Genomic DNA, 12,430 nt, shown 5'->3' with positions numbered 1-12,430 from the left:
TACCTGGGCTGTCAGTCGTAGATAGCTTTCTTCTTCCACTCGGCATCGGCGTCGACGACCTTCAGCCCCTCGGTCAACTCGTTGACTTCGTCCTCGGCGGGCTGGCTGTTGGTCAGTACCGTGGAGTTGGCGCGCGCCAGTTGTGATTCCAGCAGCTGCAACTGCGCGCTGTAGAGCACCGGCTCCGGTTGTTTGCGCAAGTACTGCACACCACGCTCGAACGCCAGGCGCGCCTGGCCCGGTTGGCCTTGCTGCAGGGCATGCTGGCCGAGGTTGTTGAAGAACTCGATATGCAGCAGCACCAGGATATGACGGATTTCCTTGATCCAGTGCTTGGCCTCGTTGGTCGGCAGGAAGCCATCCTGGGCTGCACGGGTGACTTGGCCGTGCAAGGCTTCCAGCAAAAAGCGTACGTCCTTGGCCTTGGCTTCGGTCTGGATCGGTGCCGGTGGGTTCGCTACCGGAATGGATTCGCCCTGGGCGATCAGCGCATTCAGCTCGGCGATACGTGCCTTGAGTGGCGCGCTGGATTTGTTGAGGTTCAACAGGCGCTGGTTGACGTTCAGTTCCAGGCGGGCCAGCAACAGTTTGAGCGCCGGGGTCATCAGTTGGCCAGGAAAAGTCTCGGTGATTTCACCGCAGCGGCGCAGCCGATCGTTAAGCTCGATCTCGGTGCGCTTCTTTTCCAGCTTATTGTTTTCCACCACATGGTTCATGTAGCCAATGGCGATCAGTATTGCGATCCCGGCTATTACCAGCAGGGTGATCATGAGTGGTGTCACCGGTGTGACCTCTTTATAGGGTTTGCTGTTGAGTGTAGTGACTGGGTCAGCCGGCGGATAGGATTGATCGACCAATTACCAGGTACTTTCTTCTATATAGGTAGGCGTGTCCCGTATGGGTGCACATTGCCATCACTTGCCTGGGTGAACTATAACGTCTTGGTGGGCGCCAGAATATAGGCGCCAGGGCTCGGACGCCGACAAAGCCCGTGAAGGTCGGTAAACGACGGCGAAGTCATTGATTTAAATAAATTTATCCATGGGGGTTGACGACCTTTCAATCCATCCATAGAATGCGCGCCACTTACAGCGTAAAGCACACAGCGAAACGCGGTAGGGAGTGAATGTTGTACGTGTGTCCCCTTCGTCTAGTGGCCTAGGACACCGCCCTTTCACGGCGGTAACAGGGGTTCGAGTCCCCTAGGGGACGCCATATGCGGGAATAGCTCAGTTGGTAGAGCACGACCTTGCCAAGGTCGGGGTCGCGAGTTCGAGTCTCGTTTCCCGCTCCAATTTTTAAGCAGTGTTGCCCTCGGGCGGCATTGAGTGAAACCAGGACCAAGTCTTCGGATGAGGCCTCTGGGCACTGAAATACACACCATGTGTTTCAGTAGCGTGTCCCCTTCGTCTAGTGGCCTAGGACACCGCCCTTTCACGGCGGTAACAGGGGTTCGAGTCCCCTAGGGGACGCCATTTGCGGGAATAGCTCAGTTGGTAGAGCACGACCTTGCCAAGGTCGGGGTCGCGAGTTCGAGTCTCGTTTCCCGCTCCATATTTAACAAAAACGCCGATCAGTAATGATCGGCGTTTTTGTGTGTGCTGATTTTACCTCACCCGTGCACTGCCAGCACTCAAGTGGCCGCAGGCGCGTCTTGCCTTGGCATAAAAAACCGCGCAAACAGTTCGGACTGCGACTTTATATTCAACTTGCTATAGATGTTGCGGCGGTGGACTTTGATGGTTTCCGTCGACAGCGACAGCTTCCCGGCAATCTCCTTGTTGGAAAAACCGCTGAGCAGCAACTTGAGTACATCTTTTTCGCGAGTGGTTATCTGAGCCTCCAACTGGGCTATGGCTTCAGCCCATGGCGCTGGCTCGGCGATGTTCTTTTCCTGGTCGATTTCAAAGCACATGCGTTGGTGCATCATCGCCGTCACCCACGGCTTGATCATGTCGAGCATGGTAACTTGCGCCTGTGTGAACCGCATGTTGCTGCCAAACGACATGCACAAGGTTCTGTCGGCATCGAGGCGTACGTTGTATTGCGCCTCATCGACCGAGATGAATTGCGCGAAATACTGATGGTAGTACTCGGTCTCAAGAAAGTGTTCCGGCGCAATATCGAGCAGATGGAAGAAGCCGCTCTGCGGGTTTTCTCGATCAGCGATATAAAACGGGTCCAGTAGATAAAGACCTTTCACATAGCGATGAATAAAGGCGTCAACCTCTTCGCTGTCAGCTACCTCAGGCAGGCTGATCACGCGCACAGAGTGATCGCCGAAAACCAGTACAACCCAATTGTCTATCTGCACGTATTCATTCAATACACGAATCAATGAGCTCCAGAATTCTGGCCGATTGAGCTGCATGATCAGTTTCCCAACGGATCGATGCCAGGCCAGGCTGTGAAGGTCAAGCGACATGTTCTACCCCTTTAGGGTTAGGGATTGGCAGGCCAGGGCTAAGTACTTCTAGGTATTTACTATTCAACCATGCCCGGTATATTCACCCCGAACTAACGATAGCCATGAAGGCATGTCGGGTGGACAAGGATAGTCATATGAGTCGATCACACTTGCGAGCTATTTTTTTAGCCTCGCTGCTGGGAGCCGTAATCAGTACACCGGCAGGCGCCGCCCAATCTTCGTTGTATCTGTATAACTGGTTCGGGTTTCTCGAGCCGCAGACCCCGAGGGAATTCCAGCAGGAAACCGGCATCAAGTTGCACATGGACGCCTTCGACAGCGCAGAAATCATGCAGAGCAAGGTCATGGCCGGACGCACCGGGTATGACCTGGTGGTGGCCACCTCCAATGTGCTGCCCGGGCTGATCAAGGCCGGCGTGTTGCAGCCGCTGGATCGCTCGCAATTGAGCAATCTGCCGCACATCGATCCCGATATCCTCGCTCTGCTGGCGGTCAATGATCCCGGTAATCGCTATGCCATACCCTACGTATGGGGCACCACCGGCATTGGCTACGACGTGGATAAGGTCAAGGCGGCACTGGGTGAGGATGCCCCGGTGGACAGCTGGGACCTGATCTTCAAGGAAGAGAACATCAGCAAGCTCAAGGCGTGTGGCGTGGCCATGCTCGACTCGCCCAGCGAGATCATTTCGATTGCCTTGCACTACCTCGGGCTCCCGAGCAACAGCACCAACCCCGAGGATTATCAGAAGGCCCAGGCCCTGCTGTTGAAAATCCGCCCCTACGTTCTCTATTTCGACTCATCTCGCATCGACACCGACTTGGCCGACGGCAATATCTGCGCCGTCGTAGGCTGGGCCAACGGTGCCCTGGCGGCGCAGGCGATCAATGAAAAGTCCAACAGCGGACGCAAGATAGCCTACAGCCTGCCCCGGGAAGGGGCATTGGTCTGGTCTGAGAACTGGGTGCTGCTCAAAGATGCCCGGCACCCCAAGGCCGCCCTGGAATTTATCAATTACATGCTGCGGCCGCAGGTAATCGCCAAGACGTCCAACTACATGCTCTATCCCAACGCCAATAAAGATGCCACGCAGTTCGTCGAGCAGAAGTTGCGGGATAACCCGTGGATTTATCCCGATAAAAAGACCATGGCCACGTTGGTCCCGCTCGAACCCTTGCCGCTGAAGGCCGAGCGCATCCGCACCCGCGTGTGGACCAAGGTCAAGAGTGGTACGTGAGGGTAGAACTATTGGCCGGCTGACCACAGGGCGGTGGCCGGGGGAGGGAGACAGCATGCGCCAAGGTGTTGATCAGGGCTATCTGGAGTCAGACGACTATAAGGCATACAAAGAGATTGAAGAGCAGATCGGCCTTTGTACGCCCGAACAAGCCTGGGCCATGTATTACGTCTCGACGGGCATGGTGCGCGAGAACATTACCCTGGCAGTGATGGAGCACATCGGCAGGGGTAACCGTGCATTGCTGCTTGAGTTCCCTGACCTTGTGCGGGTCGAGGGGCGCGACTATGAGCCCGGAGCCCTCGCCTCCAACTGGCCCTTGTTGCGACGGTATCGTGGATAGCCTCATGTGCCGTCTTTCCTATCAAAAGCGCAGCTCGTCGTAGGGCATTCTTGTCAAACATGTAGGGATAGTCTGTACTTTTTGTGGGGGAGGTGCGTTTCTCTGTCGTGCTCTCTACTCTGGCCACCCATTCTCCTTGCTCACTTCAGAGAACTGCCCAGATGCTTCAACTCGATTTTTATTCAACACTGGTAGCCGCTTCGCTGGTGCTATTGCTGGGGCGATGGATGGTGGCGCGGATCGGCTTCTTGCGCACCTACAATATTCCCGAACCGGTCGCCGGTGGTTTGTTGGTCGCCCTGCTGCTCCTGGCATTGCGCGGCCTGGCTGATATCGAGGTACGCTTCGACCCCTCTTTGCAAACCCCCTTGATGTTGGCGTTTTTCGCCACTATCGGCCTTAACGCAGACTTCGCCAGCCTGAAGAAGGGCGGGCGCATAGTGGCCATATTCCTGCTGGTGGTAACCGCGCTGCTGGTGTTGCAAAACGCCATGGGTATCGCACTGGCCACGGCGCTTGGCCTGGATCCGCTGATGGGCTTGCTGGCCGGCTCGGTGACATTATCCGGCGGACATGGCACTGGCGCGGCCTGGGGCGCGGTGTTCAGTGAGCAATATGGCGTAGCTTCTGCATCTGAATTGGCAATTGCATCGGCGACGTTTGGCTTGGTACTCGGTGGCCTGATTGGCGGCCCCGTGGCGCGCTTGCTGATCAAGCGGGTCGAAGTGCCAGGTGTCGGGCAACCGCAGCCGCGCTTGCCAAAGGGCTTCGAACAGCCCAACCAGGAGCGTCTGATCACGGCGTTTTCGTTTATCGAGACCCTGGCGTTGGTGGCGATCAGCCTGAAGGCCGGCACCTTGCTCAACAGTGCCATCCAAGGCACTGCCTTCGAATTGCCGACCTTCGTCTGCGTATTGTTCGTCGGTGTAGTGCTGCGCAATGGGCTGTCGATCCTCGGCTGGCACCAGGTGTTCGAGCGCGAAGTGTCGGTACTGGGCAATGTCAGTTTGTCGTTGTTCCTGGCGATTGCGCTGATGTCTCTCAAACTCTGGGACCTGGCGGCGCTGGCCTTGCCGATTGTCATCCTTTTGGCTGCGCAGGCGCTGTTGATGGCGTTGTTTGCGATTTTCGTGACGTTTCGGGTAATGGGCCGTAATTACGACGCGGCGGTATTGGCGGCCGGTCATTGCGGGTTCGGGCTTGGCGCCACCCCCACTGCGATTGCCAATATGCAGGCCGTGACCCAGCGCTTCGGGCCGTCACAGATTGCGTTCCTGGTGGTGCCGATGGTCGGGGCATTCTTCATCGATATCACCAATGCTGTGGTGATCAAGCTGTACTTGGCACTGCCGTTCCTGGGGGCCGCGGGGTAAGTCGCTTCACCCCGTGGCCAGCGCTCTCATCGCCTGGGCCAAGCGCTGCGTGGCTTGCGCGATTTCATCCCGGTCCAGGGATGCAAAGCCCAGGCGCAGCGCATTTTCCGGACGGTCGTTGGGTGAAAACTGACGACCGCTGCGCACCACCAGCCCATGGTCCAGGGCGGTGGTTACCAAGCGATCCACGTCTATTCCTTCCTCGAAGCGTACCCAGAGCGCCAAGCCACCCTCAGGCTCGCGCACCTGTATGCGATCGCCGAATGCCTGGTCCAGGCAATCGCGCAGCACAGTTCGGCGCGCCAGGTATTCTTTCGAGACGCGGCGCAGATGCTTTTTCAACTCACCGTCATTGATCAAGTCCGCCAGCATGGCCTGCGCCACCCCATCGGCATCGCCCACCATCAATGCGGCATTGCGCTGTAAAACCTCAATCACCTGGGTGGGCGCCACGATGTAGCTGCAACGAAACGTTGAGCCCAGCACCTTGGATAACGAACCGATGTAGATCACATGGCGCTGGGCGCGGTCACTGGCCAGCGGCAGGTAAGGGCGGCCGCTGAAATGATATTCGTGATCGTAGTCTTCCTCGATCACGCAAAAGTCATGTTGCGCCGCCAGTGCCAGCAAGTGTTGCCGGCGTGCTGCATGCAAGCTCACGGTAGTGGGGAACTGGTGGTGGGGCGTGAGGTAGATCATGCGCACGTCATGCTCGCGGCATAAACGGTCTATCTGGTCGGTGCGGCAACCTTCATCATCGATGTCGACCGTGACCAGCTGTGCGCCGAGTTTTCGGAAAATCTCCCACGCCGGTGGGTAACTCAAACGCTCTACCAGCACCACGTCGCCGGGCTTGAGCAGCAGGCTTGCGCTCAGGTACAGCGACATCTGGGTGCCCTGGGTCAGGCAGATATTCTCGGCATTCACCGTCAACCCGCGATTATTTCGCAGCATGTCGGCCAGGGCGCAACGCAAATGGTAGCCGGTGCCCTCACTGCCGTAGCGCAAGGTGTTGGAGGCAAAACTGTTGCGCAATGCATGACGATAGTAGCGATGCAAAACGGCCTGGGGCAGCAAACGGTGATCGCTGGTGCCATTGTCGAAAAACAGCGCGCCATGTCGATGCTGGAGAGCGACCACTTGGGCGTTGTGGGTGAAATACGGCACCACCGGCTGCTCCAGCAGCGGCGGCGCGAAGGACGGTTGCGCAGCACTGGGCATGGGCTTGGGCGTCAATCGCGCATTGACGAAGGTGCCACGGCGCGGCTCGCTGATCAGCCAGCCTTTGGTCATGGCTTCTTCGTAGGCCAGGATCACGGTCTTGCGGTTGACGTTGAGCAACTGCGCCATTTCCCGTGTGCCCGGCAGCAAGGCTCCAGGCGCCAGGCGGCCTTCGAGGATCGCGCTGACCAGGCCCTCGGCAATCTTGCGGTAGGACGCCTGGTGGGTATCTTCGTCGAGCTTGAGCAAGGGGCGCCATTTGCGCATCTGGACCATCTGAATTATCCAAATCTGGAGGTTCTAATGGGCCTAGTCTAGCGCAACAATCAGATCTCACTCACCCGAGGTCCTTATGAACACACGCCATGTCATCGAACTCGCCCCCTCGGGGAAAACCTTTGAAGCCGGTGATGAACTGTTGCTTGATGCAATGCTCGCCAGCGGCTTGACCGTGCCGTTTTCGTGCCGGCGTGGCGCGTGCGGGTCGTGCAAGGTGGTAGTGGCCGACGGTGCGTACCGTGCAAAGCCACTGGACCCGGGAGTCCCGGCACCGTCCTATCCGCTGGCCGCCAATGAAATGCTGCTGTGCCAGAGCCATGCCTGCTCCGATATGCGTCTGGAAATTCCCGGCTGGTCGCTGGACACACCCGTGCTCGTGGTCGAGGCAACGGTGCTGGGCAAGCGCGCGCTCAGCCCCGATGTCATCGAGTTGGTCGTGATGCCGGACATGCCGCTGGCGGTGCGAGCGGGACAGTACGCCAAGTTCCGCCTGGTCGACGGTGACTCGCGTTGTTTCTCAATCGCCAACTTGCCGGCCGAAAGCAATGGGCGCCTGGAGTTCCAGATTCGTCGGGTGAGCGGCGGGCTGTTTTCCGAGACCTTCCTGGGCGCCCTTGAAGCCGGCGACCTGTTGCAACTGGAAGGGCCTTTTGGTGCCTGCACCTGGCAGGACGATGACAGTGCGCCGGTCGTGCTGTTCGCCACGGGCACGGGTTACGCAGGCATCAAGCCGATTCTGCTGACCGCCTTGAAACGCGATGTGGAGGTGACGTTGTACTGGGGCGGTGCGCAGCCGGCAGATTTTTATGACAGCCTGTTCTTGGCCAGGATGGTCATGGACCACCCACGTTTTCACTGGCATCCGGTACTGGCCTCAGAGGGCCGGGTGCAGGAAGTTGCGCTGAGTCATGGGCATCACTGGCAGGCGGCCCAGGTCTATGCCTGCGGTAACGGCGCGATGATCAGCCAGACACGTGCGGTTTGTCTTGAAGCGGGCTTGCCCAGCCACCGGTTTGTCGCGGAAGCCTTTGTGCCCAGTGGCCGTTCGAGTGCGGGAGCGCCCTCCAAGCCATTGGACCCGATCTGGGAAAAAGTCGGCCCACGTTACTCGCTGGACGGCATGCTCGCCGCACGCGAGCAGTCCATCCGCGCCCTGGCGGCGATCGCCAGCCAACTGAAGGTGGGTATGACCACCGGCGAAGCCCTCGATATGGCGGCCGAGCAACTGCACGCCATGGGCGCGTCCCATACCTGGCATCCAACCTACATCCGCTTTGGCGCCGACACGGTGCGCCCACCCCGTGAAGGCATTGACCGTCAACGCAGGCTGCGCGCCACGGACATCGCCGTGGTTGACCTGGGACCGGTCTGGGATGGCTACGAAGGCGACTACGGCGACACCTTTGTGTTCGGTGATTTGCCGTTGCACCTGGCCTGTACAAAAGCCCTGCATGAAGTATTTGATGAAACCCGTGAAGCCTGGCTGCGCGGGCTGACCGGGCGTGAACTCTATGACTTCGCCGAGCAGAGCGCCGAGTCCAAGGGCTGGAGGCTGGCGCGCAACCTCGCAGGGCACCGCCTTGCGGATTTTCCCCATGCGCTGTTCGAAAGCAAGGTGCTGGCGGAGCTGGAAATCCCACCGAGTGAGATGGCCTGGGTGCTGGAAATCCAGCTATGCCATCCCACGGAGCCGGTCGGTGGTTTTTTTGAGGATATGCTGATGCTGCAAGCCTGAAGAGCCCGCCATTGCGGCGGGCTCCCACTGCGCTCAGAGCTTGGGCAGTTGGCCAACCCGGCCCATCATTTCAGTGACAATCTGCAGGTCCAGCAAAAACTGTTCGACGGTCTTGAACTCACCGTCGGTGTGCCCGGTGTACTTCTCTTCAGGTCGCGCCAGGCCAAATTGCACGCCATTGGGCAGGTCATGCACAGAGGTCGCGCCGGCCGAAGTGCCGAACTTGTGCGCCATGCCGAGGTTTTCCGTGGCGACCGCCAGCAAGGCCTTGACCCATTCACCTTCAGGGTTACGGTACATCGGCGTATCCAGCGAGTAGGTGAAGTCCACCTTGACCTGGGTGCGTTTGTCCCAGGCGCTCAACTTATCGGCGATTTCGGCTTTGAGTTTTTCCGGCGATTTGCCCTTCGGCGCACGCAGGTTGACCGCCAGCTTGAAGGCTTTGTCATCCAGGCCGACAAAGGTCGGCGAGGCGGTCAGTGGCCCCATGAAGTCATCGGCGAAGCCCACGCCCAGTTTGCCGCCCAGGTAGTCCAGGCCCCAGTTGTCCGCCGCATAGTGGGCGGCGTCGGTGATGTGGTTGTGCTTGAGGGCAATCTTGCCGTCCAGGCTGTGGATCAACTCCAGCATGCGTGCCACCGGGTTGACCCCGGATTCAGGTTCGGAAGAGTGGGCAGACACGCCAGTGACGGTGAGCTTGACGTCCTTGCCGTCGACCTGGGCGGTCACCTTGAAATTGCCGCCATTTCGTTTCGCATAGTCAGCCCCGGCCTGTTGCAGGCTGGCGGCCAACTCAGCGGGTTTATCGCTGACCAGCGTGACAACCGAGGCCGAAGGAATCTGGTTGGTGGCCTTGCCGCCAGTCATCGCAATGATTTCTGCGCCTTGGCCTTCGCCCTTGCGCACCGGGAAGGTGGCCATGACAGTGCCCGAGCCTTTTTCGGCGATCACTACCGGGTAGCCGCCATCCAGCGCCAGGTTGTATTGCGGCACGGGATTGCGTTCGAAATAGTAAGGAATGGCGTCACCGGAGGTTTCCTCGGTGGTGTCCACCAGCAGCTTGAACGTGCGCGCCAGCGGCAACTTTTCTTCCTTGATCACCTTCATGGCGTACATCGCCACGACGATGCCGTTCTTGTCATCCTCGGTACCACGGCCATACATGCGGTCGCCGATCAGCGTGACCTTGAACGGGTCGAGCTTGGTGCCGTCTTGCAGTACCCAATTCTCCGGGGTCACCGGCACCACATCGGCGTGGGCATGTACACCGACGACTTCATCGCCGCTGCCTTCCAGGGATATTTCGTACACACGGTTATCGACGTTGCGGAAGTTCAGGTTGAAGGACTTGGCCAGGGCTTGGATCTTGTCGGCGATCTTGAGGAATTCCGGGTTTTTGTACTGTGGCAGGCCGTCTACGTTGAACGTCGGGATCTCCACCAGTTCGCGCAGGGTTTCCAGGGCCGCCTTGCCGTACTTCGCCCGGGTGTAGATGCCGAGCAGGCGGTTTATTTCGTTCTGCTGCTCGGCGCTCAGGGTCTTGTTGTCGAGAAAGGTGCTGATGGCCGGGCCGACGTCACTGCTCTTGCCCAGGTCGCCCTTGGCCAGGGTGCCGAGGAAACTGCGGAAATCGGTGACCGACGTGTCGCTGAAGCTCTTCAGGATCGCCGCGCTTTGTTCGGCGCTTATGTTGGCGAGCGCAGGGGTGGTGACAACTGAAAGGCTAGCAGCGAACAGGGTGGCAGCTACCAGTTTTTTGAGTGGGAAGTGCATGGTTGATGGCATTCCTTTGCAGGTAGTGAGTAGGAGGTTTCTGACGGATATGCCAGAAACATTTCCACACACTACCATTACTCAGGTGCCCAAGGTCAAGGCTGGCCAGGATGGGGCGCAGGGTATTCATCAGTCACGTTCAAGGCTCTAGCGTAGGGCCCTTCCCACAGTTGCGCATGCAATTGCCCTACGCGTTTGGCCATCGCTTCACTGCGCATCACCACCTCCAGGTTGCGCGAGTTATCCAGATAACCACCCAGCCAGTTGCTGGTGCCGATCCACGCCACTTGCCCGTCGATCTCCATGGTCTTGCTGTGGATCACCCGCGCGTAGGGGATAAAGCCTTGCTTGGCCTCGGGCAGCGTGACGATCTTGATCTCGACGTTGGGCAGCACCGCCAGGCTCTTGAGGTAGGGCAATTCCAGCTTGTCGGTGTTCCAGTTGGACACCATCAGTTTGATCGACACCCCGCGGGCGGCTGCGGCGCGCACGGCGTTGTCGATCACCGCGTAGTACGGCCGGGTCCGATCCGGGCCGTAGGACAGTGGCGCATAGTCGAGCAATTGCACGCGGACTTGTTTTTTTGCTTCGCCCAGCAGGCGTGGCAGTTCCAGCTGTGAGTCGCCTACGCCAGGCGGGTTGTAGCGTTGCGGGCTGGCCACCAGGTAATTGCCGACACGGGTAGGTTCCTGGCCGGTGGCCGGCAGCGGCACCGGTTGCTTATCGGCGAGGGCGGCCTGGGCCTGCCAGTCCTGATCGAAGATCGCCTGGACCTGGCCCACCACCGCCTCGTCCGTAATCCGCAGCCCGGTTTCGTGGATATGTTCCAGAGAGCGCCAGTCGAAATTCTGGCTGCCGATAAATGCCTGCTTGCCATCCACTACAAGGTATTTGGCGTGGATGATGCCGCCGCTCAGTTGCCCGTAGGGCAACACACGGAAGGTCAGGTTGGGAATCGCACGCAGGCGTTCCAGGGTGGCTGCTTCCGATAACTTGATGCCTTTTTCTTCCAGCAGGAAACGGATTTTCACACCGCGCTTGCCGGCAGCCTCAAGGTGCTCGATGACCTTGTCCATTACCGAGCCTGGATGATCGGCGGCGTAGAACTGGCCGATATCAATGCGGCTTTTCGCGCCGTCGAACAACTCGATCCATACCGCGCCGGTCTGGCGCAGATCGGCAGCGTCCAGGGTGGTGTCCACCGGCACGGTATGCACCAATTCAAACCCTGGAATGGAAAAGTCCGCCTGGGCCAGCGGACTGAGGAGCAAGCCGGCGAGGCTTGCAATACGCAACTTCATCGAAAGGGACATAAGCGTCTCATCGGACAAAAAGAAGGGGCGGGTGCATGATGCGCCCGCCCGGCGGGTCATGCCGTGCGGCTGTGAAGCGGGGTCGGCACGCGGTGTGGTGCTTCGGCCTGCTCGCGGGCGCCGCTGGCTGCGCGGATCAGCAGGATCTTCAACTGATCATTGATGCGTTCCAGGCTGTCCTGGAAGAAGTTGTGGAACACCACGCAGAACAGCGCGATGGCGATGCCCAGGCCGGTGGCGAACAAGGCCGTGCCGATACCACCGGATATCTGCCCTGGGTCGGAAACACCCGCCGTCGCCAATGCCTTGAAGGTATCGATGATGCCCAGAATGGTACCCAGCAAGCCGAGCAGCGGGGCGGCAGTGGTGATGGTTTCGATGATCCACAGGCTACGGGCCAAGGGCGCGCGGGTCTTCAGGTATTGGGTTTCGATTTCGTCGTCGAGGTCTTTGCGCGAGCCATTCGATGCCTTCTGCGCCAGCACCGGCAACACCATGTTCAGCGGCAGGCTGTGACGGCGGGTCAGGCTGTCCGGCAAGTCGCGTTCGCTGTGCACCTGGGGGCCCAGGGCGTCGGTGAGGGCACGGGCCTGGCGGCGCACATAGGCGAAGTAGATGCCACGTTCGATAGCGATGAAGATCGCGATGGCCATCGCCGCATACATCACATAGAAGGTGACGTCGTGGAGCAGGTTCATATCCATGATGGTGTTCCTCTTGGGTCAGT

The 12,430-nt window shown here is 59.1% G+C and carries 10 protein-coding genes and 4 tRNA genes; 8 read left to right on the top strand and 6 right to left on the bottom strand.

The genetic code is table 11. The features are described 5' to 3' along the window. Nucleotides 1-11: 11 nt before the first annotated feature. A complete protein-coding gene (locus NMB39_RS19755) occupies nt 12-782 on the bottom strand; it encodes a hypothetical protein (RefSeq protein WP_057014071.1) in 771 nt (256 codons plus the stop codon). Between the two features lie 357 nt (nt 783-1,139). Between NMB39_RS19755 and NMB39_RS19750 the strand changes: the two genes are divergently transcribed. The 4 genes from NMB39_RS19750 (at nt 1,140) to NMB39_RS19735 (ending at nt 1,554) form a co-directional block, all read left to right on the top strand. Continuing rightward, nucleotides 1,140-1,215 (top strand) — tRNA-Glu (locus NMB39_RS19750). 3 nt (nt 1,216-1,218) lie between these two features. Next, nucleotides 1,219-1,294 (top strand) — tRNA-Gly (locus NMB39_RS19745). Between the two features lie 105 nt (nt 1,295-1,399). Further along, nucleotides 1,400-1,475, top strand: a tRNA-Glu gene (locus NMB39_RS19740). A 3-nt stretch (nt 1,476-1,478) separates the two neighbouring features. After that, a tRNA-Gly gene (locus tag NMB39_RS19735) sits at nt 1,479-1,554 on the top strand. Between the two features lie 79 nt (nt 1,555-1,633). Here the strand turns inward: NMB39_RS19735 and NMB39_RS19730 are convergent. Further along, on the bottom strand, nt 1,634-2,425 hold the full coding sequence (locus tag NMB39_RS19730) for a helix-turn-helix transcriptional regulator (RefSeq protein ID WP_057023544.1): 792 nt from the start codon (nt 2,423-2,425) through the stop codon (nt 1,634-1,636). A gap of 137 nt (nt 2,426-2,562) precedes the next feature. Between NMB39_RS19730 and NMB39_RS19725 the strand changes: the two genes are divergently transcribed. The 3 genes from NMB39_RS19725 to gltS all read left to right on the top strand — a co-directional run bounded on the left by NMB39_RS19725 (nt 2,563) and on the right by gltS (nt 5,382). Next, nucleotides 2,563-3,666, top strand: a complete 1,104-nt coding sequence (locus NMB39_RS19725) for a polyamine ABC transporter substrate-binding protein (protein WP_464006419.1) — start codon at nt 2,563-2,565, stop codon at nt 3,664-3,666. A 55-nt stretch (nt 3,667-3,721) separates the two neighbouring features. After that, nucleotides 3,722-4,009: a hypothetical protein gene (locus NMB39_RS19720; RefSeq protein ID WP_056846288.1), complete on the top strand. Its 288-nt coding sequence runs from the start codon at nt 3,722-3,724 to the stop codon at nt 4,007-4,009. A 161-nt stretch (nt 4,010-4,170) separates the two neighbouring features. Beyond that, complete coding sequence (gltS, locus tag NMB39_RS19715) at nt 4,171-5,382, top strand: sodium/glutamate symporter (RefSeq protein WP_057023546.1); 1,212 nt, start codon at nt 4,171-4,173, stop codon at nt 5,380-5,382. Nucleotides 5,383-5,388: 6 nt separating this feature from the next. Here gltS and pdxR read toward each other — a convergent pair whose 3' ends face one another. Beyond that, entirely contained in the window at nt 5,389-6,879 is a 1,491-nt protein-coding gene (gene pdxR / locus NMB39_RS19710) for a MocR-like pyridoxine biosynthesis transcription factor PdxR (RefSeq protein WP_057023547.1), read from the bottom strand. Between the two features lie 76 nt (nt 6,880-6,955). Between pdxR and NMB39_RS19705 the strand changes: the two genes are divergently transcribed. Next, nucleotides 6,956-8,617 carry a M24 family metallopeptidase gene (locus NMB39_RS19705; RefSeq protein ID WP_494340186.1) on the top strand — a complete coding sequence of 554 codons (1,662 nt, stop codon included), beginning with the start codon at nt 6,956-6,958 and terminating at the stop codon, nt 8,615-8,617. Nucleotides 8,618-8,650: 33 nt separating this feature from the next. Here the strand turns inward: NMB39_RS19705 and NMB39_RS19700 are convergent, their stop codons facing one another. From NMB39_RS19700 to NMB39_RS19690, 3 genes are all read right to left on the bottom strand, one after another. Beyond that, nucleotides 8,651-10,390: a dipeptidase gene (locus NMB39_RS19700; RefSeq protein WP_494340187.1), complete on the bottom strand. Its 1,740-nt coding sequence runs from the start codon at nt 10,388-10,390 to the stop codon at nt 8,651-8,653. 95 nt (nt 10,391-10,485) lie between these two features. After that, entirely contained in the window at nt 10,486-11,703 is a 1,218-nt protein-coding gene (locus NMB39_RS19695) for a phospholipase D-like domain-containing protein (RefSeq protein WP_046069055.1), read from the bottom strand. A gap of 56 nt (nt 11,704-11,759) precedes the next feature. Beyond that, the gene (locus NMB39_RS19690) at nt 11,760-12,407 is read right to left on the bottom strand and encodes a MotA/TolQ/ExbB proton channel family protein (protein WP_057014064.1); all 648 of its coding nucleotides are present in this window, start codon (nt 12,405-12,407) and stop codon (nt 11,760-11,762) included. Nucleotides 12,408-12,430 lie beyond the last annotated feature (23 nt).

The organism is Pseudomonas sp. FBCC-B545 (genome assembly GCF_059134095.1).
The sequence above is the reverse complement of the archived record's forward strand: the minus strand, read 5'-3'. Positions and strand labels throughout refer to the sequence as shown.

Coding starts and splice junctions, on each gene's coding strand:
- NMB39_RS19730 (WP_057023544.1), bottom strand. CDS start 2,425: ATGTCGCTTGACCTTCACAGCCTGGCCTGGCATCGATCCGTTGGGAAA.
- NMB39_RS19725 (WP_464006419.1), top strand. CDS start 2,563: ATGAGTCGATCACACTTGCGAGCTATTTTTTTAGCCTCGCTGCTGGGA.
- NMB39_RS19720 (WP_056846288.1), top strand. CDS start 3,722: ATGCGCCAAGGTGTTGATCAGGGCTATCTGGAGTCAGACGACTATAAG.
- gltS (WP_057023546.1), top strand. CDS start 4,171: ATGCTTCAACTCGATTTTTATTCAACACTGGTAGCCGCTTCGCTGGTG.
- pdxR (WP_057023547.1), bottom strand. CDS start 6,879: ATGGTCCAGATGCGCAAATGGCGCCCCTTGCTCAAGCTCGACGAAGAT.
- NMB39_RS19705 (WP_494340186.1), top strand. CDS start 6,956: ATGAACACACGCCATGTCATCGAACTCGCCCCCTCGGGGAAAACCTTT.
- NMB39_RS19700 (WP_494340187.1), bottom strand. CDS start 10,390: ATGCACTTCCCACTCAAAAAACTGGTAGCTGCCACCCTGTTCGCTGCT.
- NMB39_RS19695 (WP_046069055.1), bottom strand. CDS start 11,703: ATGTCCCTTTCGATGAAGTTGCGTATTGCAAGCCTCGCCGGCTTGCTC.
- NMB39_RS19690 (WP_057014064.1), bottom strand. CDS start 12,407: ATGGATATGAACCTGCTCCACGACGTCACCTTCTATGTGATGTATGCG.